This is a genomic window from Nonomuraea sp. NPDC049684 (assembly GCF_044465345.1).
Taxonomy (GTDB): Bacteria; Actinomycetota; Actinomycetes; order Streptosporangiales; family Streptosporangiaceae; genus Nonomuraea.
This window is the reverse complement of record NZ_JBITLO010000007.1, coordinates 272,336-298,462: the sequence shown is the minus strand read 5'-3', so window position 1 is coordinate 298,462 and position 26,127 is coordinate 272,336. Positions and strand designations below refer to the sequence as shown.

Here is a 26,127-nt window from a genome sequence, read left to right as displayed (position 1 = left end):
GTCAAGGTGGACGAGCGTCACGTCGGCGTGACAGCCGCCGTCCGGGGGTCAGTCCCAGGCGTTCGGTTCTGGAGGCGTCCGACAAGGCGCTGAACGGCTTCCCCTCGCCGGAACAGCTCGCCGGGGCGGATCCCGAGACGGTCCGGCGGGCGTTCGCCCCGGTCAACGACTCCCTGCTGACCGCCACCGAACGGGAGGCGCGCGCCGGAGCCAGGATCGTCGTCTGGCCGGAGGCGGGGCGGCGCGGCGCGCGAGGCCGACAAGCAGCGGCTGATCGACGCGATCGCCGCGATCGCCGTCAGGACGGGCAGCCATGTGAACGCCGGACTGATCGTGATCACCGGGGCGCCGCCGTGCATGCGCAACGAGACGGTGCTCGTCGATCCGGCCGGGCGGGCCCGATGGACGTACGAGAAGGCCCGCCCGGTGCCGGGCATGGACCCGTTCGACCCCGGGGACGGCAGGGTGCCGACCGCCGACACCCCGTTCGGCCGCCTGGCCAACGTCATCTGCTTCGACGCCGACTTCCCCGCCCTGATGAGGCAGGCCGCCGGCGTGGACCTCATGCTGGTGCCGTCCAACGACTGGCACGGCTTCGGCGCCACGCACACCGAGAAGGCGGCCGTCCGGGCGGTGGAGAACGGCTACTCGCTGATCCGGCAGGCCGGCAACGGCCTGGCCGCGGTCTTCGACCCGCAGGGCCGGACGCTCGCCTTGGCCGACTACTTCACCACCGAGCAGCAGACGATGACCGCGTACGTGCCTGTCGCCGCCGATCCGACGACATATGCGCGTATCGGCGACGTGTTCGCCTGGCTCTGCCTCGCGGCGATGGCCGCACTCGGGGTCGTCGCCATGCGCGCCAGGCCCCTCACCCCACCCGGGGTCCGATCGGACCGGTGCCGGGAGACGATCTCCTGAAGCATGTCCGATCCGTACAAGCCCGATGCCGTTCTCGCTGAATAGCGTCACGGCTGTGCCCCTCGGCGGGCGCAGGAGGACGGCCGGACCTGGACCGTCCGGATCGTCGTGCCCCTGATGAGATCTGTTGAGACGGAGTGCTCGTGAACATTGGAATCGGTCTGCCGATCGCCGTGCCCGGACGTCCCCCGCGGGAGGTCAGGCAGTGGGCGGAGGAGAGCGAGCGCCTCGGCTTCCACTCCCTGGGATCCATCGACCGCCTGGTCTACGACATCCTGGACCCGCTGGTCTCCCTCGGCGTCGCCGCGGCGGTGACCGAGCGCGTCCAGCTGTTCACCAGCGTGCTGAACGTCGGCTGGCGGGGCAACCCGATCCTGTTCGCCAAGCAGCTCGCCACCATCGACCTGATCTCGCAGGGCCGGCTCACGGCGGGCCTGGGCATCGGCGGCTGGCCGGACGACTTCACCCTCAGCGGCGCTCCCGCCAAGGGCCACGGCAAGCTCTTCGACGACACCCTGACCGAGCTGCGCCGCGTCTGGGACGGCGAGGTCACCAGCGTCTCGGGCCCGACCCCGCTGCCCGGCGAGGGCCGTCCCAGGCTGCTCATCGGCGGCCTGATCCCCGCGGGCTACGCCCGCGCCGCCCGCTTCGGCGACGGCTGGGTGGCGCCGACGCTGAGCCTGGACCTGCTGGTGAACGGCGTTCGGGGCGTCACCGGGGCATGGGCCGCGGCCGGGCGGCCCGGCAGGCCGCACATCCTCACCGGCCGCTACTTCTGCTGCGGTCCCGAGGCCGTGCGGCTCACCGACGAGTACGTGGCCCACTACTACGGCTCCAAGGAGTCGCCGTACTACGAGGCGGTCCGCGCCGACTCGCTCGACTCCGACGAGCGCCTGCTCAAGGAGCTGATCGCGTTGTCGGACGCGGGCGTGGACGACCTGGTGCTCTACCCGGCCGGCAGCTCCCTGGACCAGGTCCATCTGCTGGCCGAGGCGCTGGAGCGGGTGGGGGTCCGGCGGAACCCGACCTTCGAGTTCACCACGGGCTGACCTGGACCGGCCGACGCCCCACTCGACGACGACACGTGAGGACATGCCCGTGATCCAGCAGATCCAGCCGACGGGTGCCCCCGCTCCGGCCGCCGGGGCGGTGACGAGACTCGCCGGCGACGTCAAGGGCCCGGTCTTCCTCCCCGGCGACCCGGGATACGCCGAGGAGGCGGAGGGCTTCGACCGCTCCGTCGTCCACCACCCGGCCGTCATCGTCGGCGCGGCGGGCGCCGGCGACGTGGTGGCCGCGGTGCGCTTCGCCCGCGACCACGGCCTGGGCGTGGCCGTGCAGGCCACCGGCCACGGTGTGGGGCCGCCGCCGACGGGGCCCTGCTCATCTCCACGCGGCGCATGGACGGCCACCGGGTCGATCCCGGGCGCCGCACCGTGCGGCTGGAGGCGGGCGTGCTGTGGCGGGAGGTCATCAGGTCCGCCGCCCGCCACGGCCTGGCCCCGCTGAACGGCTCGGCGCCGTTCGTCGGCGCCGTCTCCTACACGCTGGGCGGCGGCATCGGCGTCCTGTCCCGCCGCTACGGTTACGCCGCCGACCACGTCCGCTCCATCGAGGTCGTCACCGCCGACGGCGAGCTGCGCACCGCCTCGGAGGCGGAGAACACCGACCTGTTCTGGGCGCTGCGCGGCGGCAAGGGCAACTTCGGGGTGGTCACCTCACTGGAGATGGAACTGGTGGAGGTGTCGCGGATCTACGGCGGCGGCCTGTTCTTCCCGGCCGAGTCGATCCGTGAGGTGCTGCACTTCTACCGCACGTGGGTCACCGGGGTGCCCGACGAGCTCAGCTCCTCCTTCCTGATGATGCCCTGGCCCGATCTGCCCGAGGTCCCGCAGGAGTTGCGCGGGCGTTTCGCCATGCACCTGCGCCTGAGCCACCTGGGCTCGCCGCAGGACGGCGCCCGGCTGGTCGAGCCGCTGCGCCGGATCGCCACGCCGCTGCTCGACACGGTCACCGACCTGCCGTACACCGAGGTCGGCACCATCCACAACGATCCGCCGACGCCCGGTTCGTACCACATCGACAACTTCCAGCTCACCCACCTCGACCACGACGCCGTCGAGGCGATCCTGGCGCTGGTGGGCCCGGGGTCGAACAGCGCGGTCGGCATCGAGATCCGTCATCTCGGCGGCGCGCTCGCCCGGCCGCCGCGCCTGCCGAACGCGGTCGCGCGCACCACCGCCCAGTTCCAGCTGTACTCCGCCGGCGTCCTCGGCATCGGCGCGGACGAGGCCGTGCACGCCGGGCACGACCGGGTCGTCCAGGCCCTCGCCCCCTGGAACAGCGGGACGCGCACGCTCAACTTCATGGCGGGCGTCGCCCACACCGACCCGCAGGACGTGCGGCAGGCGTTCACGCCGCAGGCGTACGAGCGGCTGGTCGCCGTCAAGACGGCCCACGACCCCGGCAACATGTTCCGCTTCAATCACAACATCCCGCCGGCGGCCGGATGACGGCAGGGGCGTCGTCCCGGCCGGGGCGCTCACCGTGCCGTCATCGGTTCCGGTGCGTTGTGGGCGCGACGGTAGGCCAGCGGTGACAGGCCCAGGTAGGTGTGGAAGTGCTTGCGCAGGGCGACGGGGTCGCCGAAGCCGCAGGCGGCGGCGATCCGCGCCACGCTCAGGTCGGTGGACTCCAGCAGCAGGCGCGCGTGCGCCAGCCGCCGCTGCGCCAGCCACTTCTGCGGGCTGCTGCCCACCTCGCCGCGGAACCGCCGGGTGAAGGTGCGCACGCTCATGTGCGCGTGCCGGGCCATGTCCTCCAGGGTGACCGGCTCGGCCAGCCGGTCCAGGACCCACTGCCGGGTCGCCGAGGTGGACCGGTCGGTGTCCTGCGGAACCGGGTGCTCGATGAACTGCGCCTGCCCGCCTTCGCGCCACGGCGCCACCACGCAGTGCCGGGCGGCGGTCGAGGCCACCGCCGCCCCGTGGTCCAGACGGACCAGGTGCAGGCACAGGTCGATGCCGGCCGCGCCGCCGGCGGAGGTGAGGATGCGTCCGTTGTCGACGAACAGCACGTCCGGATCGACCTCGACGCCTGGGAACAGCCGGGCCAGCGTGTCGCACAGCATCCAGTGCGTGGTGGCTCGCCGGCCGTCCAGCAGACCGGCCGCCGCCAGCAGGAAGGCCGAGGTGCACAGGCTGACGATGCGGGTCCGCGGCCCTATCCGGCCGAGCGCCGCGGCCAGCTCCCCGGACAGCGCGCCGGTCGCGAGCAGGTGCTCGCCGGGCTCCTGAGTGGCGATGACGACGGTGTCCGCGGTCTCCAGCAGCGACTCGTCATGGTTGACGACGATCTGGTAGTCCTCGTGCGTGCGCACCGGCCGGCCGCCGAGCGAGCAGGTGCTGACGGCGTACAGAGGGGTTCCGTCCGGTGCGCGGGCCGCGTTGAACACCCGGGCCGGGATGCCCAGGTCCAGCGGCAGGACCCCGTCGAGGGCGAGCACGGCGACACGATGTGGCATGGCCGGAATAGTACGACAGATGACTTCCCGGCCACTCACCCGCCTCCGCGGGCCCGCGCCACCCTTTCTGTCTGCCGGGACGGCGGTTCCGGCGTGAAGAAGGGAAGACTGACATGAGCGAGGACGACATGCGGGCCGTCACCGTCAGGGAGTTCGGCGGGCCGGAGGTGCTGACCGTCGAGCAGGTCGCGCGCCCTGAGCCGCTGCCGACCGAGGTGCTGGTGCGGGTGCACGCCGCCGGCGTCAACCCGGTGGACTGGAAGACCCGCGAGGGCCAGGGCATGGCGGGGCTGCAGACGCTCCCGCTGATCCTGGGCTGGGACGTCTCCGGCGTCGTGGAGGAGGTCGGCTTCGGCGTCACCACGCTCGCGCCCGGCGACGAGGTGTACGGCATGCCGTGGTTCCCGCGCGCCGCCGGCGGCTACGCCGAGTACGTGACCGCGCCGGCCCGCCAGTGGGCCCGCAAGCCGTCCACCCTCGACCACGTGCACGCGGCCGCCGTGCCGCTGGCGGCGCTGACCGCCTGGCAGTCGCTGACCGACACCGCCCGCGTGCGGCCCGGCCGGCGCGTCCTGGTCACGGCCGCCGCCGGCGGGGTCGGGCACTTCGCGGTCCAGTTCGCCCGGCACCTGGGCGCCCACGTGATCGCCACCGCCAGCGCGGCCCGCCACCCCTGGCTCAAGGAACTCGGCGCCGACGAGACCATCGACTACACCACCACCCGCTTCGAGGACGCCGTCACGGACGTGGACGTCGTCATCGACCTGGTGGGCGACGCCCATGACCGGACCAGCACCCGTTCGCTCAAGGTCCTGCGTCCCGGCGGGCTGCTGGTCGCCCTCACGGCCGGCGTGTCACCGGAGCTGGCCCGCGCCGCCGAGGCGCCCGGCGTGCGCGCCACCCCGTGCCTGGTCGAGCCGGACGGCGCGGCGCTGACCACGATCGCCGGCCTGATCGACGCGGGCGAGGTGGCCGTCGAAGTGGCGGAGACCTTCCCGCTGGAGCAGGCCGGCACGGCCCACGCCCGGCTCCGGACCGGCCGCACCCGCGGCAAGCTCGTCCTCACCGTGACCGGCTGAGACCGCCCGCCGGGCGGCGACCGGCGGGCGGCTCGCGCCGGTCGCCGCCCGGGGCGGGGCCGCCGTCCGGCGGCCCGGGGCGCGGTCAGCCGATCGCGTAGGCGCGGGTCACCGTCTGGGTGACGCTGTCACCGGCGGCGTCCCTGGCCGTCGCGCGCAGGGAGACGAAACCCGGCGAGCCCGGGTTGGCGACGGTCGCCGTCCAGCCGGAGGCGGCTGCCCGGGTCCTGACGGGCTGCCACGTGGCGCCGTCGTCGGTGGAGAACTCCAGCTCGACCGCGCGCACCGCGGCGCCGCGCGCGCCGGGGTTGCGTTCGGTCCAGATCGACAGGTGGGTCCGTGATCCGGGTGCGGCCCGGTTGGCGGTGTCGAGCCCTCTGGGCGCGTACCTGACCGCCGTCAGCGGCAGGGGCGTGGCCCGCGCCGTACGGGCCGAGCGGAACGTCCAGACGGCCTCGACCCCCGTGGACAGGGCGTTGACGGACATGTCCCTGCGCGAGGACGCGGCGAGGGTGTAGGTGCCGGCGTCCTGCGGCAGCGTCGCGGACAGCGCGCACTGCCCGCCGTCGCCCGGCGCGCACCCGGCGATGTCGCTCGTGGCGAGCTGCCTGCCGTCGCGCGAGAGGGTCACGGTGCCGGTGGCGGTGGCGTCCATGCCGGTCAGCCCGGCGACGCCGTCGGTGTAGAGCCGGCCCGCGGAGAAGCGGACCGTGTCTCCGTCACGGCTGCCGCCGGGCGTGGCGAACGACGGGCCCGCGACCGCCGCGTTCCAGACCTCGGAGAAGGCGCGCTCGCGCACCGGGCTCGTGCCGACCTGGCGGGAGCCGCCCGTCTGGAACTCCGAGGACCAGGCGAACCCGGGGCTCCGGTAGTGCGTCATGGCCGAGGGCAGCGGGATGTCCCTGGTGGGCAGGGTGAGCGCCCCGACGCCGGCCGGGTCCAGCGGTCCCGTCCACATGGTGCCCGTGCCGGCCGCGCCCGAGGCGCGAAACGTCTCCGACGCCTTGACCAGGTCCCTGGTCCGCACGGAATAGGTGGGGTCGTCCGGGATGCCGCCGGTACGGCGGTCGACGAGGTCGTACCGGTAGGGGCTGGGCGTGGCGCCCTTCTTGTGCCAGACGCTCCAGGACTCGTAGGTGAGCCCGGGTTGCCGGACGGGGATGACGTAGTAGCTCTCATCGGGGTCCTGGCCGGAGGAGTACCAGCCGTACTGCCATGGACCGTTGGCGAGGTAGAGGCCGAACGCCGGGTCTGCCGCGGCGGTGGGGTCGTCCACGGCGAACCGGATCCGCCTGCCTTCGCGCGCGTCGATCGTGACGCGCAGGTCGTCGTGCTCGATCGTGAGCGGCCGGTGCCCGGTCGTCAGGACGACGGGGTCGAAGTCGTAGATCTCGGTGTAGAGGTTCCAGGCGCCCTTCGGGAGCCGTGCCCTGGCCACCCCGTCGCGGAAGTTGAGGGTCCGCTGGGCGCCGCTCGCCTGGTCGTAGACCATTCCGAACACCACGGGGGGCGCGGCGCCCGACCTGCCGACCGTGCTGACGGTGACGTCGTGGGACTCCGGCTCCACGTACGCGCCCGCCGGCGTGCGGAGGATCACGTCGCCGGAGGTGGCGGTGAGCACGCCCGGGTAGTCGCCGGCGGGCTTGCCGGTGACGTCGACGGTGAGGGTGAGGGACGCCTGCCCGCCCGCCGGGACCTCCAGCCTGTCCTGCGGCAGCTTGAGCACGTCGCTGTCGGTCGTGAGGCTCAGGGTGACGGGGACGTCCCCGTCGTTGGTGTAGGTGATCGTCCGGGTCGCCCGGTCGCCACCGGCGTGCTGCCACGGGAAGGCGGCCCAGACCGTGGCGGGAGAGGCGATCACCGGCTGGGCCAGCGCGCGGGGCACGTCCACCCGCCCGGCGCCCTGATCGTAGAGGCCGGTCCCGCTGGTGGGCCTGGCGCTGCCGACCAGCGCGGCCTTGAGCTGCTGCCCGGTCCAGCCGGGGTGTCGCTGGGCGAGGATCGCCGCCGCGCCGCTCACGTGCGGCGCGGCCATGGAGGTCCCGCTGTGCGCCACGTGCGGCCCGTCGGCGGTGCCCGCGGCCGCGGCGGCGACGATGTCCACGCCGGGGGCGGTGATCTCGGGCTTGATGGCGTGATCACCCGTTCTGGGGCCCTTGTTGGAGAACGTGGACACCTGGTCCGACCGGTCGACGGCGCCCACGGAGAGCGCCGCGTCCGCGGTGGACGGGCTGGTCACGGCCCCCTCGCCGCCGTTGTTGCCGGCCGCCACCACGAAGAGGGCGCCCGTCCGTTCCGACAGGGTGTTCACCGCCTGCTCGACGGGATTGTCGCCGGGTTCGTCCGCCGCGCCGAGGCTCATGTTGACGACCTTGGCGTGGGCCTCGGTGGCGGCCCACTCCATGCCCGCCAGCAACGCCGAGTCGGAGATGCCGTTGACGCCGCCCACCTTCCCCACGGCGATGCGGGCCCCCGGCGCGACGCCTCGGTACTTCGTCCCGGCCCCGGCGACGATCGAGGAGACATGCGTGCCATGGCCGACGCGGTCGGTCATGTCCGGCTCGTCGGAGAAGTTGCGCTCCTGGGTGACGACGCCCTTGAGATCGGGATGACCGGCGTCGTAGCCGCTGTCGAGCACGGCCACGGTGACGCCCTGGCCGGTGAACCCCTGCTTCCACGCCTCGGTCGCGCCGATCTGCGCGGTGCTGCGGTCCAGCGCGAACGACCGGCGCCCGTCGAGCCAGATCTTGCCCTTCCCCGCGGCCGGCGTGCGGGCCCCGCTCACCAGGTCCCGCCACGTCCGCGCGGCGGTGCTCTTCGGCACCCGCACCGCCGCCACGCCGAGGTCGTCGAGCTTGCGGGTCAGGCGGGTCCCGCTCAGCGCCGGGGCCGGCCCGTCCCCCTGGGTCTGGCTGATCAGCGGGATCTCGTTCGTGTCGGCGTCGCCGTACCTCCAGGCCAGGAGCTGTGTCACGTCGAAGAGCCGCTCGTCGAGCAGCCCCTCGCTGACGAGCGGGAACGCGTCCGAGGGGATCACGTGGAGGTGTCCGTCGCGAACCTGCGCCGAGTAGCGGACCCGCCGGCCGGGGGCGCTGTCCACCCGGTGGCCACGGCCGCTGACCGTCACCTTGTCCCCGGTCAGGAGCGTCACGCTGCCGGACACGACCGGGCCGGTTTCTGCCGGGACCGCGGCGAAGGAGGGTTCCTGAGCCGTGCCGGCTCCCAGGGAACCGGCCAGCACGGCGGCCACCAATCCTGTTCGCAAAGTTGTGAATGCCACACCCCTACTTGGACGAACCGTCGTCAAGCGTTATGAGCCACGTCGCCAGCCGTCCGGCATTGAGGGATCCACCCGCCTGTGCGACAGTTGCGCCAAGCTCGCAGGGAGAGGCCGCATGAACCGTGTTCTCGAACAGCGCTACCGTCGCATTCTGCACGCCTATCCCGAGCCGGGCGGCGTGCCGGGGTGGGCCGACGGCCTGCACCTCGGCGCGCTGGCCGTGGCGGTCGTCACCGTCGCGCAGCTGCCCGTCCTGCCCTACCTCACCTACAAGGTGTGGACCGCGCTCGGGGTCGTCCTGGTGGTGGCGCTGGTGCGGGGATGGACGCGGGTCGCGGCTCCGCTCGCGGCGGTCGCCGCGCTCCAGGCGAGCTGGCCCATCGTCCTGGGAGGGTTCCACGACCCGGTCGTCGACGTCGGGCCGCTGTACGGCGATCTCGCGCCGGTCGCGCCGTACTGGGTGGTCGCGGTCGTGTCGGCGGTACTGGCCGTCCGGCGGACGGGGGCAGGTCGCACGTCGGGGAAGGGCCGGTGGTGGGGCGCGACGATGCCGGTCCGGTCGCCGTGGTGGCTGGTCGTCCCGCCGGTCTGCTGGGGGTTGCAGCTCGTGCACGGGCCGGTCCTGGGCGTCGTGCGGGCCGGTGTCGAGGTGGTGGTCCTGCTGCTGGTCCTGGCCGCCACGCTGGCCGCCCGGGACGGCCGCTGGGCGCTGGCCGCCGCCGTCTACCTGGTTCCCGGCCTGGTTCACCTGGGCGAGAACCTGGCGGTGACGCGGGTGAGCGGTTTCCTGTACTGGAGCGTGCTCACCGTTCTCGTGGCGGCCTCCCTGGTGGCGGCCCGGCGGGGGGCTGGGGGCGGATCAGCGGCGGTCAGGAGGTGGTGATGAGGAAGCGGTGGAGGCCGCGGCCCACCCAGCGGTCGCGGTGGTCGGGCGGCTCGGCCGCGGACAGCGCCGGGAAGCGCCGCAGGAGCAGCGGCAGCGCGATGCGGGCCTCCATGCGCGACAGCGGCGCCCCCAGGCAGAAGTGCGGCCCGGCGCCGAAGCTGAGCGGCTGGACGTCCGGACGGTCCGGGTCGAAGCGGGCCGGGTCGGGGAAGCGGCGCGGGTCCCGGTTCCCGGCGGCCAGCATGAGGACGACCTTCGTCCCGCCCGGCACCGGGACGCCGGAGACGTCGGTCGCCGTCTCGGCCCACCGGCTGGTCGCCTGGACGGGCGCCTCGAACCGCAGGACCTCCTCCACGTACGCGGCGGCGAACCCCGGCTCCCCGCGCAGCCGCGCGGCCTGGCCCGGGTGCTCGAACGCCAGCCGCAGCCCGTGCCCGAGCAGGAAGCTCGTCGTCTCGAACCCGGCGGTCAGCAGCAGCATGAGGTTGCCGACCAGCTCGTCGTGGCTGAGCCGGGTGCCGTCGTCGTGGGCGCGGACGAGCGCGGTCAGCATGTCGTCGGCGGGGTGGCGGCGGCGGTCGTCGATCAGCTCGCCGAAGTAGCCGGCCAGCTCGTCCATGGCCTTGTCGGCGATGGACAGCCTGGCGACGTTGGTGATGCCCTCCAGGGCGATCGTCAGGTCCGAGGCGACCTGGCGGAACCACTTCTGGTCCTCCTCGGCCACGCCGATGAGCGCGCTGATGACGGCGATCGGCAGCCGGGAGGCGAACTCGGCGATGTAGTCGACGGGCGTGCCGCCGGCGCCGAGGTCGGCCAGCCGGTCCAGCAGCCGGTGGACCATCCGCTCGACCGACTCCTGCATCCCGGCCACCCGGGCGGGCGTGAAGCCGCTGCTGACCAGGCGCCGGGTCTGGGTGTGGCCGGGCGGGTTGCGGTACAGCATGGAGTCGGTGTAGCCGCGCAGCGAGGAGTGCGAGCGCCAGGCGGGATAGATGTGGTCGTACCCGGCGGCGTCCTGGACGCGGAGGCGGTTGTCGCGCAGCGCGCGGTTGATCTCGGCGTACCCGACGGCGACGGTGAGACCGGGACGTACCGGGACGACCGGGCCGTGGGCGCGCAGCAGCTCGTACAGCGGGTAGGGGTCGCGGCGCCCCTCGGGGGCGACCAGGGCGGCGACGATCTCGGCGGGGGTCACGGGCCTGCCACCAGCCGGACGATCCGCAGCGCGCCCGCCGGATGCACCGAGGCGACCTCCAGGCCGCACCGCGCGGCCAGGGCCCGCAGGTCGGCGACGGCGCGCTCGCGTCCGCCGTAGTAGACGAGCATGCGCAGGTCCATCCCGGTACGCGGCGACTCGCCGTCGGGGCCGAAGTCCTCCACCACGAAGACCGAGCCGCCCGGCCCGGCCGCCTCGGCGCAGCGGCCCAGGATGACGGCGGCGTCGTCGTCGCCCCAGTCGTGCAGGATCCACGACAGCAGGTAGCCGTCGGCGCCCGGCGGCAGCGGGTCGAAGAAGCTGCCCGCCACGGCCTCGCCGCGGCCGGACAGTCCGGCGGCCGCCAGCGCCGCGGCGGCGGCCCGCGCGGTGGCGGGCTGGTCGACGACCGTGCCGCGCAGGCCCGGGTAGGCGGTGAGCAGCGCGATGAGCAGCGATCCGTCGCCGCCGCCGACGTCGACGATCCGGCCGAGGCTCCCCCAGTCGTAGCCGGCCACGATGGCGGGGGCCCGGCCGGGGACCTCGGCGGCCATGCGCGCGTCGAAGGCGGCGGCGCGGCCGGGGTCGGCGGCCAGGTCCGCCCAGAACGAGCGGCCGAACTGGCGGGGGAAGGCGGCCTCGCCGGTGCGCACGCTGTGCAGCAGGTGGGCGAAGGCCAGCTCGGCCCGGCCTTCCCAGCTCTCGATGTCCAGCATGGCGCGCATCCCGGCCGGATGGTCGTCGCGCAGCTCCTCGCCGATCGCGGTCAGGGTGTACCTGCCGTCGTCGTCGCGGCCGAGCACCCCCCTGGCGGCCAGGTAGCGCATGAGGCGCTCCAGCACGCCGGGATCGGCGCCCACGGCGGGGGCGAGTTCGGCGCCGGTGGCCGGCGCCTTGGCGAGCCGGTCGGCGATCCTCAGCGTCGCGGCCACCCGGATCGCCATCGGGGTTCCCAGGTGGGCCAGCGCCCACAGGCGATGCTCAGTCACGCGGTCATCGTCACATCGGGGCGCGGGCACGGGCACCTTCCAGAATGCCGCCCGCGCCCGCGCCGGCGGAACAGCGCACATCGCGAGATGGCCGCCGCGGGCGCGGGTGCCACGCTGAGGATGCACCGTGCTGCCTGCCCTGGGAGATGTCCGATGCCCGATGCCGCGCCGAAGACCCGCCCGCTCACGGGCGGCGAGTACGTCGAGAGCCTGCGTGACGATCGTGAGATCTACCTCTACGGTGACCGCGTCAAGGACGTCACCGAGCATCCGGCGTTCCACAACCCGGTGCGGATGACCGCCAGGCTCTACGACGCCCTCCACGCCGACGGCACCCGTGAGCTGCTGACCTGCCCCACCGACAGCGGCGGCGAGGGCTACACGCACCGCTTCTTCACCACCCCGCGCACGATCGAGGACCTGGTCGCCGACCAGCGGGCCATCGCGACGTGGGCCAGGATGAGCTACGGCTGGATGGGCCGCAGCCCCGACTACAAGGCCTCCTTCCTCGGCACGCTCGGCGCCAACGCCGGCTTCTACGCGCCCTTCGACGGCAACGCCCGCCGCTGGTACCGCGAGTCGCAGGAGAAGGTGCTGTTCTGGAACCACGCGATCGTGCACCCGCCGGTCGACCGCAACCGGCCGCCGGACGAGGTCAACGACGTCTACGTGCACGTCGAGCGGGAGACCGACGCGGGGCTCGTGGTGAGCGGCGCGAAGGTGGTGGCGACCGGCTCGGCGCTGACGCACTACAACTTCATCGCCCACTACGGCCTGCCGGTCAAGAAGCGCGAGTTCGCGCTGGTGGCCACCGTGCCGATGGACGCGCAGGGCCTGAAGCTGATCTGCCGCCCGTCCTACGGCATGAACGCGGCGCTGACCGGCGGCCCGTTCGACTACCCGCTCTCCTCCCGGCTGGACGAGAACGACAGCATCCTCGTCCTGGACAAGGTGCTCATCCCCTGGGAAAACGTGTTCATCTACGGCGACCTGGGCAAGGCGCAGCTGTTCACCGGCCAGTCGGGCTTCACCGAGCGGTTCACCTTCCACGGCTGCACCCGGCTGGCGGTCAAGCTGGAGTTCATCGCCGGGCTGCTGGTCAGGGCGCTGGAGATCACCGGCACCAAGGACTTCCGCGGCGTGCAGACCCGGATCGGCGAGGTGCTGGCCTGGCGCAACCTGTTCTGGGCGCTGTCGGACGCCGCCGCCCGCAACCCGGTCGAGTGGCGCAACGGCGCCCTGCTGCCCAACCCGCAGTACGGCCTGGCCTATCGCTGGTTCATGCAGATCGGCTATCCGCGGATCAAGGAGATCGTGCTGCAGGACGTGGCCAGCGGGCTCATCTACGTCAACTCCGGCGCGGCCGACTTCAAGAACCCGGACATCCGCCCGTACCTGGACAAATACCTGCGCGGCTCGGACGGCACCGACGCCGAGGGCCGCGTCAAGGTGATGAAGCTGCTGTGGGACGCGATCGGCTCGGAGTTCGGCGGCCGCCACGAGCTCTACGAGCGCAACTACGGCGGCAACCACGAGAACACCCGGGTCGAGCTGCTGTTCTCGCAGATGGCCGGCGGCCAGCTCGACGAGTACGCGGCCTTCGTCGACCGCTGCCTCGGCGAGTACGACCTGGACGGCTGGACGGTGCCCGACCTGTCCTCCTTCGAGGAGCTGCGGCGCACCGGCACCGGCTGACCTGCCCGACCCACCCCTGACCGAAGAAGGGCGGACCACCCATGCGTCCATTCCGCATCGACATCCCCGAGGCCGACCTGGCCGACCTGCACCGCCGGATCGACGCCACCCGCTGGCCGGACGAGCTGCCCGGCACCGGCTGGGAGCGCGGCGTGCCGCTGGGCTACCTCAAGGAGCTGGCCGACCACTGGCGGCACGGCTTCGACTGGCGGGCGGCCGAGGCCGAGCTGAACCGGCACCCGCAGTTCGTGACCGAGATCGACGGCGCCGACGTGCACTTCCTGCACGTGCGCTCGCCGGAGCCGCAGGCCGTGCCGCTGCTGCTGACGCACGGCTGGCCGGGCTCGGTCGCCGAGTTCCTGGACGTGATCGGGCCGCTCACCGACCCGCGCGCGCACGGCGGCGACCCGGCCGACGCCTTCCACCTGGTCATCCCGTCGATCCCGGGGTTCGGGTTCTCGGGGCACACCAGGGAGGCGGGCTGGCATCCGTACCGGGTGGCGCTGGCGTGGGCCGAGCTGATGCGCCGGCTGGGCTACGACCGCTACCTGGCGCAGGGCGGCGACGCGGGCGCGGTGATCTCGCTGGAGCTGGCCAGGCTGGCCCCCGAGCACGTGATCGGCGCGCACGTCAACATGCTGATGGCCTTCCCCTCGGGCGACCCGGCCGAGCTGGCCGGCCTGACGCCCGCCGAGCAGGGGCGGCTGGCCGGGCTGGCCCGGTTCGACGAGGAGCTGTCGGGCTACATGAAGCTGCAGTCCACCCGTCCGCAGACGCTGGCGTACGCGCTCACCGACTCGCCCGTGGGGCAGCTCGCCTGGATCGTGGAGAAGTTCCACGACTGGACGGACTCCGACAAGTCGCCCGAGGACGCCGTGGACCGGGACCGGATGCTGGCCAACGTGTCGATCTACTGGCTGACCGCGACGGCCGGGTCGTCGGCGCGCTTCTACTACGAGGGCGCGGCGGGGCTGAAGATGGCCGCCGAGGGGCACCGGCCGCCGCCCATCACCGTGCCCGTGGGCGTGGCGGTCTTCCCCAGGGACATCTTCGTGCCGGTGCGCCGGCTGGCCGACCGGGACATCCCGACGATCAGCCACTGGACCGAGTTCGAGCGGGGCGGCCACTTCGCCGCCATGGAGCAGCCGGAGCTGCTGGTGGGCGACGTCCGCGCGTTCGCCCGCCCGCTGAGGTAGCCGTACGGACGGAAAGGACGCCGGCGGGATCCGCCGGCGTCCTTTCGTCGTTCGGACGGGGTCAGGACTTGAGCAGCGGCACCTGCGGACGCTGCTCGGAGGCGGCGGCCGTCGCCGGGCCGCCGCCGCTCTGGCACAGGACCCGCAGCATGAGCGCGGGCCGCATGAGCGCCTGCGGCGGGTCCACCAGCCCGGCCACCCGCATGAACGCGGCCGTGACCGCGCCGTCGCGGGCCGCCGCGGCGTGCAGGCGCGCCATGTAGGCGTTGCCGATCCGCACCTTGGCGGTACGCCGCCCCTCCACCCCGGGGAAGGCGAGGTCGGCGCCGGCGGAGATGTCCCACGGGACGTCGATGACCCGCGAGATGTCCCTGAAGAAGGCCCGCCACGGCGGCACCGCGCCCGCCTGGAGGTGCTCGCGCAGGATCATCGCCTCCATGGCGGCGACGGTCATGCCCTGGCCGTAGACGGGGTTGAAGCTGCACACGCCGTCGCCCAGCACCAGCAGGCCGTCGGGGAAGGCGGGCAGACGCTCGTAGCGGCGCCGCACGCTGGCCGGGAAGGTGAAGGTGACGCCCTCGTCGAGCGGTTCGGCGTCGCGGACGGCGTCGTAGACGTCGGGCACGGGCAGGGACTTGGCGAAGGCGAGGAAGCCCTCCAGGTCGGCCGGCGGGTGGTCGCCCAGGATGCCGGTGAGGGAGAGCATGCTCATGTCGCCGGGCAGCTTGGGGAAGAACGCGCCGCGCGGGTTCGCGGGCGAGGCGACGGGGTTGATGGACAGGTCCTCGCCGTACGGGTCGCGGCGCAGGCGGAAGTGGCGGGTGGTGTAGGCCAGGCCGATCTTCACGCGGTCCTCGTCGGGCCGGGGGAAGCCGAGCTCCTGGAGCCAGGCGGGGGTGCGCGAGCCGCGGCCCGTCGCGTCCACCAGCAGGTCGCAGGCCAGGTGCTCCTCGACGCCGTCCGTCCCGCGCACGCGGACGCCGGTGACCCGGTCGCGGGCCGGCGTCGCGGTCGGCCCGAGGATGTCGGTGCGCTCCAGGAAGCGCACGTTGGGCAGGGCCGAGACGCGGTTCCTGACCTGCTCCTCCAGGACGGGCCTGGTGGCCGAGACGCTGATCAGGCCGGTGGGGGCCGGGCGCAGCCGGCGGCCGTTGAAGTACCAGCGCAGGCTGGTGGCCAGGTCTCCGGCGGGCACCCCGTCGTCGATCATCTGCTGGGTGAGACCGGGGAACAGCTCGTCCAGGATCTGCTGGCCGCGGGCCAGCAGGGCGTGGGCGTGGCAGCCGTGCGGCACGCCCCGGCGCGGGCCCGCCGCGCCGGTCAGCGTGTCCCGGTCCACCAGCAGGACCTCGGCGCAGTGCTCGGCGAGCACGCGCGCGGCCAGCAGCCCCGCCATGCCTCCGCCGAGCACCACCGCGCGCTGTGCGACGTGAGCGGCCATCTCAGTCACGCGGGCTGTTCTGGTAGGCGGCCAGCTTCCACTGCCCGTCGCGGCAGACGGCCAGCCAGGAGGCGCGGACCGCGCGCTCGGGGGCGACCTCGCTCTCGCCGGCCGCCAGCACGCCGCCCTCGGTGGTCAGCAGGCAGACGTCCTCGGCCAGGAAACGCAGGTCGATGGGCTGCCCGGTGACCTGGGTGCCCTGGTACGGCCCGGCGAAGGCGTGGGCCATGAAGGCGCGGATCTCGGCCTGGCCCTTGCGGTACACGCCGGGCAGGATCATGGAGCCGTCCTCGGTGAAGACGGCGGCGAACGCCTCGGCGTCGTGGGCGGCCCACGCGGCGATGATCTGCTGCGGCAGGGCGGCGACGGCGAGGGTCTGGTCGGGGGCGGACACGGTGGTCATGGCGATCTCCTTCAGATGTAGAGGGTGTCGGGTTCGAGGCCGCACAGAATCCGCCCGTACAGCTCGGCGTTGGTGTTGGGGTGCATGAGGGCGTGCTGGTTGACGGCGTGCACGTCGCGGGCGATGCGCTGGATGGGCACGTCGCTGTAGATGGAGGAGCCGCCGCTGGCGGTGGCCAGGATGTCGACGGCCTCCTTGGCCAGGCGGCAGACGGCGCCCATGTCGGCGCGGGCGCGTACGCGCTCCTCGATCGTCCACTGGGCGGAGCCGGCGTCCTTGGCGTCCACGGTGTCGGACAGGCGGTGGGCGTGGAACTCGGCCTGGTCGATCTTGAAGGTGGCCTCGGCGACCTGGAGGTGGGTCAGCGGGGCGGCGCTCTGGCTGGCGTACCCGGTGTAGGTGATCTTGCGGTCGGGCAGCCGCTCGAAGAAGACCTCGCGGGCGGCCTTGGCCAGGCCGAGCACGGTCCCGACCGAGGAGGCGGCGGCCACCGGCAGCAGCGGCGAGCGGTAGATCGGGGAGCCGGCGTTGACGCCGTCGGCGTGCTGTCCCTGGAGGATCGCGCCCAGCGGCATGACCCGGGCGGCCGGGACGAACAGGTCCTGGGCCACGGTGCTGACGCTGCCGGTGCCGCGCAGGCCGGAGGTGTGCCAGTCGTCGATGACGGTCAGGTCGCTCATCGGCACCAGCGCCATGACCGGCTCGGGCTCGCTGTCCGGGCCGACGACGACGGCCACGATCTCCTGCCAGTGGCTGTGGTGGGCGCCGCTGACGAAGCCCCACTTGCCGTTGACCACGATGCCGCCCTCGGCGCGCACGGCCATCGCGGTGGGGCTGAGCGTGCCGCAGATGCGCACGTCGGGGGTGGCGAACACCTCGTCCTGGACGGCCTCGGGGAAGTGGGCGGTCATCCAGGTCGGGATCCAGTAGACCGAGGCCGTCCACGCCGCGGCGCCGTCGGCGCGGCCCAGCTCGGCGGCGACCTCGACGAGGGTGCGCGTGTCCGCCTCGAAACCGCCGTAGCGGCGCGGCGTCCGCAGCCTGAAGACGCCGGCCTCGGCCAGCGCCTCGATCGTCTCCTCGTGCAGCCTGCGGTTCTCCTCCGCCCAGGCCGCGTTCCTGCGCAGGACAGGGCCTGCCTCCGTCGCGCGGCGGACGAGGTCTTCCCGCGCCGGAGCACCTGTCATCAACACCATGTCCTCCCGGGACGTCAGTCGGGACACTGCTTCCTGAACGTCCCATTCGCCGGTTGACGGGCGCATCTTCCGGCGTGCGGGATTGCCGGGCACGCACGGAGATGCGAAGGTCACCGGCGCCGGGCGAGCCTTGGGGGAAAACCCGAGACGAAGGGTTCGCGCAGCATGACAGCCGTCACCCACGCCCCCATGGCTCCGCCCGAGCCCGGGCTCACCCCCGACGAGATCGTCGCCAGGGCCGAGGCCATGGTGCCCGCCCTGGTCGAGCGCCAGGCCGAGACGGAGCGGCGCACCTACTACGCCCCCGACACCCACGAGGCGTTCGCCAGGGCGGGCTTCTACCGCATCCTGGTCCCCCGCCGCTTCGGCGGCTACGAGTTCGGCGTGGAGACCTTCATGCGGGTGTCGATGACGCTCGCGCGGGGTTGCCCGTCCACTGGCTGGATGTACTCCTTCGGCTCGGCGCACACGCTGGCGGTGGCCACGCTGTTCGGCGAGCGGGCCCAGAGCGAGCTGTTCGCCTGCGGGGACTTCGTCTGCCCGGCCACGGTCGCGCCCGGCGGCTCGGCCCGTCCGGACGGCGAGGGCGGGTGGCTCCTCGACGGCACCTGGAGCTACTGCTCGGGAGCCCCGTACGCCACCCACTTCATGGGCCACGTCGTCGTGGACGGGCAGCCGATGCTGTTCGTCGCGCCGCGCGACCAGTGGCGGCGGCTGGACGACTGGGGCGGCCAGCTCGGCCTGAAGGGCAGCGGCTCGCACAGCATCGCCATGGCGGGCGGCCGCGTCCCCGGCCACCTCACGCTGCCGATCCACCTCAGCCAGGCCGTCGTCACCGGCGGCACCCCGGGCCGGGACCTGCACGGCAACCCCGAGTACGGCGGCGGGCCGCTCAGCGTCATGCTGCTCGGCAGCGCGGCCGTCGTGCTCGGCATGGCCCAGGGCGCCCTGGACGCCTACGAGGAGCTGATGCGGACCAGGACGACCATCTTCCCGCCGTTCACCACCCGCGCCGAGGACCCCGACTACCAGTTCTGGTACGGCGAGGCCGCCGGCATGCTCGCCGCCGCCGAGGCGGCCATGACGAACGCCGTCCAGCAGTGGAGCCGGACCTGCGCGGCGGGCCCGGAGGCGTTCACCAGGGAGCGGGACGTGCGCCTGGCCACCGTCAGCCGCGAGGTCGCCCGGCTGGCCTGGCGGGCCGTGGAGGGCTGCCTGTTCCCGACGGCCGGTTCCAGCGCGGTCAGGGACGGTCAGCGCATGGAGCGGATCTGGCGGGACATGTCCACCACGCACAGCCACGCCGGGTTCGCGATCTACCTGGCGGCCCTGGCCAACCGGGAGCTGTCCCGCGCCCGGTTCGGCCTGGACTGAGCCCTCGGACGACCAAGGCGGGCCCGGTTCCCCGGGCCCGCCTTCCCGTGCGCTCAGGCTCGTACGGCTGCGCTCAGTCCACCAGGACGGGCTCCTGGTCCGGCTGGTGGTGGCCGTCGTGCACGCCGGCGAAGGGCGCCACGCCGCGCAGGCGGACCAGCGCGAGCACGGCCAGCACGGCGCACAGGGCCGCGCTGGCCCACGCGACCGCGTGCAGCCCGGCGGTGAACGCCTCGCGGGCCGCGCCGAGCAGCGCCGCGCCCTGGTCGGCGGGCAGTTGCCCGGCCACGGTGACCGCGCCGGTGATGCCGTCCTGGGCGAGCGCCGGGGTGCCGGCGGGCGGGCTGAAGGTGCCCCGGTAGACCGCGGTGCCGAGGCTGCCCAGGGTCGCGACGCCGAGCGCGACGCCGAACTCGCCGCCGGTGGCCACCAGCGAGGCGGCCGAACCGGCCTGCTCCGGCGGGCTGGTGCTCATCGCCACCTGGTTGATCATGCCGCCGACCGGCCCGACGCCGAAGTAGCACACGCCCAGGAAGACGATCAGCGCGGTCACCGCGCCCACGACGACCTGGGTGAGCAGGAGCTGCCCGACGACCGCGATCACCATGCCGCCGCCCAGCAGGTACGCCGGCCGCACCCGGCTGGCCAGCCGCGGGGTGAGGTTGATCGAGACGATGAGCGCGACGGCCGGGCCCAGCAGCCACAGCCCCGCCTCCAGCGGCGACATGCCCTCGACCGTCTGGAGGAACAGCGCGACCTCCATCCCGGTCCCGGTCTGCAGCGCCCCGCACAGCAGCCCGATCAGCACCGCGGCGGTGAACGCGCGGTGGCGGAACAGCCGCACGTCCAGCAGCGGGTGGGCCAGCGCGCGCTGCCGGTGCACGAACACCGCCCCCACCAGCAGCCCGGCGGCGACCGCGACGGCCGGACCGGCGCCCCATCCGTCGCGGGCGACCGCCTTGAGGCCGTAGATCAGCGGCAGGATCGCCGCCAGCGACAGCACGACGCTGACCAGGTCGATCCGGCCGCCGGCCGGATCGCGGAACTCCGGCAGCAGCGGGGCCGCGGCCAGCAGCAGGAGCATGACCGGCACGCCCATGAGGAAGACCGACCCCCACCAGAAGCGCTCCAGCAGCGCGCCGCCGACCACCGGGCCGAGCGCGATGCCCAGCATGAAGGCCGTGCCCCAGGCGGCCATGGCCAGGCCGAACTGCCGGGGGTCGCGGAACATGACGCCGATCAGCGACAGCGTCGAGGGCAGCAGCGTGGCCCCGGCGACGCCGAGCAGCGCGCGGGCCACGATCAGCATCTCGGGGCTGGTGGGGAAGGCGGCCAGCAGCGACAGCAGGCCGAAGGCCGCGCCCCCCGCCAGCAGCAGCCGCCGGCGGCCGATCCGGTCGCCGAGCGAGCCCATGGTGACCAGGAACCCCGCGGTCATGAAGCCGTAGATGTCGGTGATCCACAGTTGCTGGGTGGCGTCCGCGCCCAGGTCTGCGCTGAGGTGCGGCAGGGCCAGGAACAGCACGCTGATGTCCAGGGCCACGAGCATCGTGGGCAGGAACAGCGCCACCAGCCCGAGCCACTCTTTCCGCCCCGCGCGCGGGGCGCCGTCGTCGGTCACGTCCTCACTCCTTGTTCCCTGGGTTCATGTGGTCAGCTCGATCCGCGTGTGGTCGCCGACCACGAGACGGTGGTCGCTGCGGCCGGGAGCGACGGTGGTGTAGCGCCCGATGAGCGAGCCGCGCAGGCCGCTGGCGGCCACGATGGAGGCGCCGTCGAGCACGATGGAGTCGGACAGGCGGGTGGAGCGCACCACGCAGTCGCGTCCGATGGAGGTGCCGGGCCCGATGTGGCTGTCCACGATCAGGGTGTCCGGGCCGATGATCGCCGGTCCCTCGACGACGGAGGCCACCACCCGCGCGCCGGGGCCGAGCACGACGTCGCCGCGTACCAGGCTGGCGGCGTCCACGTGGCCGGCGATGTCGCGGGAGAGCCGGGCCAGCAGCCGCCGGTTGCACTCCAGGACGTCCTCGACGCGGCCGGCGTCGCTCCAGTAGCCGCGGTAGAGGCTGGCCCTGACCTCCTGGCCGGAGGTCAGCAGCCACTGGACGGCGTCGGTGATCTCCAGCTCGCCCCGGCGTCCGGGGACGATGCGGTCCACCGCCTCGTGGACGGCCGGGGTGAAGAAGTAGACGCCGGTCATGACCAGGTCGCTGCGCGGCCGTTCCGGCTTCTCCACCACCCGCAGCACCGCGCCGGTCTCGTCGGTCTCGACGACGCCGAACGGCCGGGGGTCGGCCACCCGGTGCACCACGATCTGGGCGGCCGGGCGCAAGGCGTGGAACTCCTCGGCGATCGGGCCGATGCCGTCGGCCAGGACGCAGTCGCCGAGGTACATGACGAAGTCGTCGCCGCCGAGGAAGGGTCGCGCCAGCTTGACGCAGTGGGCCAGCCCCAGCGGGCGGAGCTGGCGGATGTAGGTGACGCGCGTCCCGAACCGCGAGCCGTCGCCGACGACCTCGGCGATCTGCGCCTCCCTGTCGCCGACCACGAGGCCGATCTCGGTCACGCCGAGCCCGCGCAGGCTCTCCAGCACGTGCTCCAGGACCGGTTTGTTGGCGATCGGGATGAGCTGCTTCGGCATGGAGTGGCTCAAGGGACGCATGCGGGTGCCGGACCCGCCGGACAGCACCAGAGCCTTCATGCTCGCCAGAATCCCAACGGCGGGCCCCCGCGGGCATCTCTGACAGTGCGGGATGACGGTGAGGAAAGCCCGGCTACCCGATGCCCTCCACCAGCCCGGCGCCCGAGGACAGGCCGTCGCGCAGCCGCTGACCGGCCCGTTCGTCGACCGTGTCGGCCAGTTCGTGCACCCGCGACAGCGCCCGTTCGGCCGCGCTGGCGTCGCCGAGGGCGACCAGCACCTCGCTCAGCATCGTGAGCGTCTGCGCCTCGAACAGCGGCGCGCGCATCTGGCGGAACAGCGTGACCGCCTTGCGCAGGCGGCCGATCGCGTCGCCGGGCTCGTTCGCGGTGACGGCCAGCTCGCCCAGCCCGGCCAGGGCGTGCGCCTCGGCCAGGCGGTGGCGGGCGGTCTCGGCCACGGCCAGCGCCCGGCGCAGCAGGTCGTTCGCCTCGCGCAGGCGTCCCCTGCGCAGGTGGGCGATGCCGAGGCCGTGCAGGGCGAAGGACTCGCCGACGGTGTCGCCGATCTCCTCCACCAGCGTGAGCGCCTCCTCGAACGCGCCGGCCGCCAGCGCGAACTCCTCGGCCTGCAGGTGCACCCGGCCCATCCGGTGCAGGATCTGCGAGATGATGCGCCGGCTGCCGCCGCTCTTGCCGCGGACCAGCGCCTCGGCCAGCATGATCTTGGCGTCGTCGATGTCGCCGCACTCCGACCGGATGGCGGCCAGGTTGTCCAGCGTGTGCGCGGCCGAGATCTGGTCGCCGATGTCGGTGAAGATGGCCAGCGCCTGTTCCAGGTGCGTCGCGGCGGCGTCCAGCTGGCCGTTCATGCGTTCCAGGAACGCCAGGTTCCGCCGGGACCGGGCGATCTGCACGACGTTGCCGGTCTTCTCGAACAGCGTCAGGGCCGCCTCGAAGTCGCGTCTGGCCTCGCCGAAGTGCTGTTCGGTCTGGGCCAGCGTGCCGCGCACGCACAGCATCTCGGCCTGGCCGCGCTCGTCCCCCGCCCGGCGGGCCGCCTCCAGGGCGATCTCCTGGATCTCGCGCCAGTCGTCGAGGTAGACGTGCAGCTCGAAGAAGGGCTCGGCGTTCATGGCGGTGCGCCAGCACAGCTCCACGAACCCGGCCTGGGCGGCCTGGCGGATGCCGGCCAGCAGCACGTGGCGCTCGCGTTCGAACCAGCCGATCGGGTCGGCGACCAGCCGCTCGACCAGCTCGGCCGGGAGCGGCGAGTCGGGGCCTGGCCGCAGGTGGGGGCCGGCGGGCGGGCCGTACTCGCGGGTCCTGGCGGTCTCGGTGAGCCGGTGCAGCGCGTCGAGCACGCGGGCCAGCGCCGCGCTGCGCTCGGCGGGCGGCTCCTCGGCGGCCAGGCGCTCGTGGGCGTAGACGCGGATGAGGTCGTGGAAGCGGTACTGGACGTTGACGTTCCTGCCGACGCCGGCGACCTCGATGAGCTGGGCGTCGACCAGGTCGTCGAAGAGGTCCTGGGCGTCGGCCAGCGGCCGGTCGAGCAGGGCGGCGCCGGTCCAGGCGGAGAAGATGTGCGAGTGCAGGATCGCCAGCCGGCGGAACAGGCAGCGGGCCTGCTCGGCGAGCGCGTCGTAGGTGAGCGACAGGCTGGCCCTGATGCCCATGTCGCCGTGCTTGAGCTCGTCGAGCCGGCGGGCCTCGTCGCCGAGCCGGTCCACGAGCTGCTCCACGGCCCAGTGGGGGCGCGAGGCCAGACGGGCGCCGGCGATGCGCAGCGCGAGGGGCAGGAAGCAGCACAGCTCGGCCAGGGCGGCGGCCGACTCCGGCTCGGCCCGTACGCGCTCGGCCCCGGCGATGCGGGACAGCAGCTCGACGGACTGGGCGGCGTCGAAGAGGTCGACGTCCACGTGGGTGGCGCCGGCCAGCCCGCCGAGCCGGGTCCGGCTGGTGGTGATGACGGCCGAGGTCGGGCTGCCGGGTAACAGCGGCAGCACCTGGCTCTCGGCGGCGGCGTCGTCGAGCACGATGAGCATCCTGCGGTCGGCCAGCAGCATGCGGTACAGCTCGGCCCGCTCGCCGAGGGTGTCGGGCAGCGCCGTACCCTGCACGCCGCAGGCCCGCAGGAACCGGTCGAGCACCTGCATCGGGTGGACCGGGCGGGAGACGCCGCCGTGCAGGTCGGCGAAGAGCTGGCCGTCGGGGAAGTGCGCGGCGACGCTGTGCGCGGCGTGCACGGCGATCGTGGTCTTGCCGATCCCGGCCCGCCCGGCGACCGCGATGACGGGCACGGCGAAGCGGCCGTCCCCGGCCAGGGGGACGGTCACCCGCTGCCTGATGACGTCGAGCTGGGCCTGCCGCCCGATGAAGTCGGCGATGTCGGAGGGCAGCATGCCGGGCACCGCGGGCGGACGGGCGGGCGGCTCGGCCGGGGCCGCCGCGGGGGGCGGCTGCGCCTCCAGGCTCTCGTCGGAGGTGAGGATGGCCGATTCGAGCTGCTGCAGCCGTTCGTTGGGCTCGATGCCCAGCTCCTCGACGATGACCCGCCGGGCGTCGCGGTAGACCTGGAGGGCCTCGGCCTGCCGTCCCGAACGGTAGAGGGCGACCATGAGCTGGGCGGCCAGCCCCTCCCTGAGCGGGTGTTCCTGGACCAGCGCGGCCAGCTCGCCGACGAGCTCGTGGTGGCGGCCGAGGTCCAGTTCGAGCTGCACGCAGTCCTCGTTGGCGGTGACGCGCTGCTCGGCGATCCCGCTGGCCAGCGCCTGCACGGCCCTGCTGTCGATGCCGTCGAAAGCCGGGCCGCGCCACAACGCCAGCGCCTCGCGGTAGTGCTGGATGGCCTCGGGGAAGGAACGTCCGTCGCGAGCCTTGCGGGCCCGGCTCACAAGACTCTCGAAACGGCGTGCGTCGATCGCGTCGGCGGGGGCGCGCAGCATGTAGCCCTGCCGGGTGGTGACGATCATCTCGGGGTGGCCGTGGGCGCTGAACAGGCGCCTGAGCGCGGAGATGCAGATCTGCACCTGTGCGCGCGACGTGGCCGGAGGGTCCTCATCGTAGATCGCCTCGACGAGGCGGTCCAGTGTGACCGAGTGATTGGCGTTCAGGATCAGGACGGCGAGGACGATCTGCTGCCGCGCCCCGCCGAGATCGAGCTGTCTCTCGCTCGCGGTTACCTCGAGCGCACCCAACACGCGAAACTCCACCCGCATCCCCTCAAACAAATCATCGCCCTCGGTCAATGATCTTTCCCGAAGCGACCGGAATCCGGGCGTGATTGCCATGATGAGCGGCGTAACTGGTGCTTACCCCTCAAAAGTTTCTGCCATGGTTGGGTGGATGGTACAACGCCATTGGGTACGTGGCCAGTTTTGGAGCGTTTCAGGGTGATCCGGGTTGCCTGTCACCGTCAGCGCTGAAAGACGCCCTCGATCAGGCCCCACGGCCAGTCCATGGTGCCGTTGACGGTGTCGTGCTGCGCGGCGGACGGAACGGCGTGCGCGGGGGCCGGCGCGGCGGCGATGGCGGCGAAGCCGGCCAGCGCGGCCAGCAGCAGCGCGAGGGTGAGGCGGACGCGGGCGGTGATGGCGGTGGTCGCGGTCATTTCGATCTACCTCCGGGTGATTACCGCGGTCTTCGTCCGCGGCTTCGGAAATGACGCTCACACGGTGCGCAATTCGCCCTTTATCCATCTTCTTTTCACCGGCCATCAGCGCACGTTGGACGCTGTGCACCCCCATCCCCGCACCCGCCGGCGATAGCGGGGATAGCGCGAAATAAGGCGGCCGCCTCTTTTCGCGCTCGGCGGCGATCGGACGGCGATAGCGCGGCGATAGCGGCCGGAGGTCCGGCGGATAGGCGGCGGCGGAAGCCTGGGGCGCGAGCCCGGGCGGCGCGACCTGTCGTCGTCCGGGTGGCCATGTGCGCGGACGGCCCGCGCGGACCACTCGGAGAGGTTCGATGGGAATAGCGGTGCAAGCCCAGGACGCGGTCTACGGCCGGGGTGCGGCCGACCTGCACGTACGCCTGGACCATGACGCCGACGGGCAGTGGGTGCTCGAAGCCGAGACCCGTACGGACCAGGACGGCTCGGTCAGCGAGTGGGCCGACCGCCCGCTCGACCGCGGCCTGTACCGCATCGTGTTCGCCACCGACCCGTACTTCGTCGGGCTCGGGCTGCGGCCGGCGTATCCGGAGATCGTCGTCACCTTCCGCATGGTGGACGAGACCGCCGTGAACCACATCGTCGTGCTGATCTCGCCGCATTTCTCGACCGTCTATTTCGGATCGCTCAGCTGAG

Annotated in this window: 21 protein-coding genes; 10 read left to right on the top strand and 11 right to left on the bottom strand. The window is 73.2% G+C overall.

The window, feature by feature from the left end; all coding sequences use genetic code 11:
- Positions 1 to 270 precede the first annotated feature (270 nt).
- From ACIBST_RS23985 to ACIBST_RS23970, 4 genes are all read left to right on the top strand, one after another.
- Entirely contained in the window at positions 271 to 921 is a 651-nt protein-coding gene (locus ACIBST_RS23985; RefSeq protein ID WP_397174871.1) for a nitrilase-related carbon-nitrogen hydrolase, read from the top strand.
- 143 nt (positions 922 to 1,064) lie between these two features.
- The gene (locus ACIBST_RS23980) at positions 1,065 to 1,970 is read left to right on the top strand and encodes an LLM class flavin-dependent oxidoreductase (RefSeq protein WP_397174663.1); all 906 of its coding nucleotides are present in this window, start codon (positions 1,065 to 1,067) and stop codon (positions 1,968 to 1,970) included.
- A gap of 49 nt (positions 1,971 to 2,019) precedes the next feature.
- Complete coding sequence (locus ACIBST_RS23975; RefSeq protein ID WP_397174661.1) at positions 2,020 to 2,430, top strand: hypothetical protein; 411 nt, start codon at positions 2,020 to 2,022, stop codon at positions 2,428 to 2,430.
- Positions 2,322 to 3,434: an FAD-binding oxidoreductase gene (locus ACIBST_RS23970; RefSeq protein WP_397174659.1), complete on the top strand. Its 1,113-nt coding sequence runs from the start codon at positions 2,322 to 2,324 to the stop codon at positions 3,432 to 3,434. The genes ACIBST_RS23975 and ACIBST_RS23970 overlap by 109 nt, the downstream gene beginning before the upstream one ends.
- Positions 3,435 to 3,463: 29 nt before the next feature.
- On the opposite strand, the gene ACIBST_RS23965 is transcribed toward ACIBST_RS23970, so the two are convergent.
- Positions 3,464 to 4,444, bottom strand: coding sequence for a GlxA family transcriptional regulator (locus ACIBST_RS23965; RefSeq protein ID WP_397174657.1), 981 nt, complete (start codon positions 4,442 to 4,444; stop codon positions 3,464 to 3,466).
- 113 nt (positions 4,445 to 4,557) lie between these two features.
- On the opposite strand from ACIBST_RS23965, the gene ACIBST_RS23960 reads away from it, so the two are divergent.
- Positions 4,558 to 5,523 carry an NADP-dependent oxidoreductase gene (locus ACIBST_RS23960; protein WP_397174656.1) on the top strand — a complete coding sequence of 322 codons (966 nt, stop codon included), beginning with the start codon at positions 4,558 to 4,560 and terminating at the stop codon, positions 5,521 to 5,523.
- Between the two features lie 85 nt (positions 5,524 to 5,608).
- Here ACIBST_RS23960 and ACIBST_RS23955 read toward each other — a convergent pair whose 3' ends face one another.
- Positions 5,609 to 8,788: a S8 family serine peptidase gene (locus ACIBST_RS23955; protein ID WP_397174654.1), complete on the bottom strand. Its 3,180-nt coding sequence runs from the start codon at positions 8,786 to 8,788 to the stop codon at positions 5,609 to 5,611.
- Positions 8,789 to 8,918: 130 nt separating this feature from the next.
- Between ACIBST_RS23955 and ACIBST_RS23950 the strand changes: the two genes are divergently transcribed.
- Positions 8,919 to 9,686, top strand: coding sequence for a hypothetical protein (locus ACIBST_RS23950; RefSeq protein ID WP_397174653.1), 768 nt, complete (start codon positions 8,919 to 8,921; stop codon positions 9,684 to 9,686).
- Here ACIBST_RS23950 and ACIBST_RS23945 read toward each other — a convergent pair.
- Complete coding sequence (locus ACIBST_RS23945; protein ID WP_397174651.1) at positions 9,673 to 10,884, bottom strand: cytochrome P450; 1,212 nt, start codon at positions 10,882 to 10,884, stop codon at positions 9,673 to 9,675. The genes ACIBST_RS23950 and ACIBST_RS23945 overlap by 14 nt on opposite strands.
- A complete protein-coding gene (locus ACIBST_RS23940) occupies positions 10,881 to 11,873 on the bottom strand; it encodes a methyltransferase (protein ID WP_397174649.1) in 993 nt (330 codons plus the stop codon). Before ACIBST_RS23940 ends, ACIBST_RS23945 begins: the two co-directional genes overlap by 4 nt.
- 153 nt (positions 11,874 to 12,026) lie before the next feature.
- Here ACIBST_RS23940 and ACIBST_RS23935 point away from each other — a divergent pair, with 153 nt between their 5' ends.
- The gene (locus tag ACIBST_RS23935; RefSeq protein WP_397174648.1) at positions 12,027 to 13,568 is read left to right on the top strand and encodes a 4-hydroxyphenylacetate 3-hydroxylase family protein; all 1,542 of its coding nucleotides are present in this window, start codon (positions 12,027 to 12,029) and stop codon (positions 13,566 to 13,568) included.
- Positions 13,569 to 13,609: 41 nt separating this feature from the next.
- Entirely contained in the window at positions 13,610 to 14,764 is a 1,155-nt protein-coding gene (locus tag ACIBST_RS23930) for an epoxide hydrolase family protein (RefSeq protein ID WP_397174646.1), read from the top strand.
- 61 nt (positions 14,765 to 14,825) lie between these two features.
- Here the strand turns inward: ACIBST_RS23930 and ACIBST_RS23925 are convergent, their stop codons facing one another.
- From ACIBST_RS23925 to ACIBST_RS23915, 3 genes are read right to left on the bottom strand one after another with little or no spacing between them, the layout of a single operon-like run.
- Entirely contained in the window at positions 14,826 to 16,205 is a 1,380-nt protein-coding gene (locus tag ACIBST_RS23925; protein ID WP_397174869.1) for an FAD-dependent oxidoreductase, read from the bottom strand.
- Position 16,206: 1 nt separating this feature from the next.
- A complete protein-coding gene (locus tag ACIBST_RS23920) occupies positions 16,207 to 16,608 on the bottom strand; it encodes an SgcJ/EcaC family oxidoreductase (RefSeq protein WP_397174644.1) in 402 nt (133 codons plus the stop codon).
- An 11-nt stretch (positions 16,609 to 16,619) separates the two neighbouring features.
- Complete coding sequence (locus ACIBST_RS23915) at positions 16,620 to 17,795, bottom strand: acyl-CoA dehydrogenase family protein (RefSeq protein WP_397174642.1); 1,176 nt, start codon at positions 17,793 to 17,795, stop codon at positions 16,620 to 16,622.
- Between the two features lie 174 nt (positions 17,796 to 17,969).
- Here ACIBST_RS23915 and ACIBST_RS23910 point away from each other — a divergent pair, with 174 nt between their 5' ends.
- Positions 17,970 to 19,178 (top strand): acyl-CoA dehydrogenase family protein, encoded by a 1,209-nt coding sequence (locus ACIBST_RS23910; RefSeq protein ID WP_397174641.1) that lies wholly within the window; start codon positions 17,970 to 17,972, stop codon positions 19,176 to 19,178.
- Positions 19,179 to 19,251: 73 nt separating this feature from the next.
- On the opposite strand, the gene ACIBST_RS23905 is transcribed toward ACIBST_RS23910, so the two are convergent.
- The 4 genes from ACIBST_RS23905 to ACIBST_RS23890 all read right to left on the bottom strand — a co-directional run bounded on the left by ACIBST_RS23905 (position 19,252) and on the right by ACIBST_RS23890 (position 25,431).
- Positions 19,252 to 20,727 carry an MFS transporter gene (locus ACIBST_RS23905; protein ID WP_397174867.1) on the bottom strand — a complete coding sequence of 492 codons (1,476 nt, stop codon included), beginning with the start codon at positions 20,725 to 20,727 and terminating at the stop codon, positions 19,252 to 19,254.
- A gap of 96 nt (positions 20,728 to 20,823) precedes the next feature.
- Positions 20,824 to 21,882 (bottom strand): glucose-1-phosphate thymidylyltransferase, encoded by a 1,059-nt coding sequence (locus ACIBST_RS23900; protein WP_397174639.1) that lies wholly within the window; start codon positions 21,880 to 21,882, stop codon positions 20,824 to 20,826.
- Between the two features lie 73 nt (positions 21,883 to 21,955).
- The gene (locus tag ACIBST_RS23895; RefSeq protein WP_397174637.1) at positions 21,956 to 25,021 is read right to left on the bottom strand and encodes a BTAD domain-containing putative transcriptional regulator; all 3,066 of its coding nucleotides are present in this window, start codon (positions 25,019 to 25,021) and stop codon (positions 21,956 to 21,958) included.
- Between the two features lie 215 nt (positions 25,022 to 25,236).
- Positions 25,237 to 25,431, bottom strand: coding sequence for a hypothetical protein (locus ACIBST_RS23890; RefSeq protein ID WP_397174636.1), 195 nt, complete (start codon positions 25,429 to 25,431; stop codon positions 25,237 to 25,239).
- Positions 25,432 to 25,799: 368 nt separating this feature from the next.
- On the opposite strand from ACIBST_RS23890, the gene ACIBST_RS23885 reads away from it, so the two are divergent.
- Entirely contained in the window at positions 25,800 to 26,126 is a 327-nt protein-coding gene (locus tag ACIBST_RS23885) for a hydroxyisourate hydrolase (protein WP_357982008.1), read from the top strand.
- The last annotated feature ends 1 nt before the right edge of the window (position 26,127 follow it).

Bases quoted from the DNA above. Each gene is read 5' to 3' on its own strand.
- ACIBST_RS23950 (WP_397174653.1), top strand. From the start codon at position 8,919: ATGAACCGTGTTCTCGAACAGCGCTACCGTCGCATTCTGCACGCCTAT.
- ACIBST_RS23900 (WP_397174639.1), bottom strand. From the start codon at position 21,882: ATGAAGGCTCTGGTGCTGTCCGGCGGGTCCGGCACCCGCATGCGTCCC.
- ACIBST_RS23890 (WP_397174636.1), bottom strand. From the start codon at position 25,431: ATGACCGCGACCACCGCCATCACCGCCCGCGTCCGCCTCACCCTCGCG.
- ACIBST_RS23920 (WP_397174644.1), bottom strand. From the start codon at position 16,608: ATGACCACCGTGTCCGCCCCCGACCAGACCCTCGCCGTCGCCGCCCTG.
- ACIBST_RS23925 (WP_397174869.1), bottom strand. From the start codon at position 16,205: ATGGCCGCTCACGTCGCACAGCGCGCGGTGGTGCTCGGCGGAGGCATG.
- ACIBST_RS23965 (WP_397174657.1), bottom strand. From the start codon at position 4,444: ATGCCACATCGTGTCGCCGTGCTCGCCCTCGACGGGGTCCTGCCGCTG.
- ACIBST_RS23910 (WP_397174641.1), top strand. From the start codon at position 17,970: ATGACAGCCGTCACCCACGCCCCCATGGCTCCGCCCGAGCCCGGGCTC.
- ACIBST_RS23905 (WP_397174867.1), bottom strand. From the start codon at position 20,727: ATGCTCGTGGCCCTGGACATCAGCGTGCTGTTCCTGGCCCTGCCGCAC.
- ACIBST_RS23915 (WP_397174642.1), bottom strand. From the start codon at position 17,795: ATGACAGGTGCTCCGGCGCGGGAAGACCTCGTCCGCCGCGCGACGGAG.
- ACIBST_RS23960 (WP_397174656.1), top strand. From the start codon at position 4,558: ATGAGCGAGGACGACATGCGGGCCGTCACCGTCAGGGAGTTCGGCGGG.
- ACIBST_RS23935 (WP_397174648.1), top strand. From the start codon at position 12,027: ATGCCCGATGCCGCGCCGAAGACCCGCCCGCTCACGGGCGGCGAGTAC.
- ACIBST_RS23970 (WP_397174659.1), top strand. From the start codon at position 2,322: ATGGACGGCCACCGGGTCGATCCCGGGCGCCGCACCGTGCGGCTGGAG.
- ACIBST_RS23930 (WP_397174646.1), top strand. From the start codon at position 13,610: ATGCGTCCATTCCGCATCGACATCCCCGAGGCCGACCTGGCCGACCTG.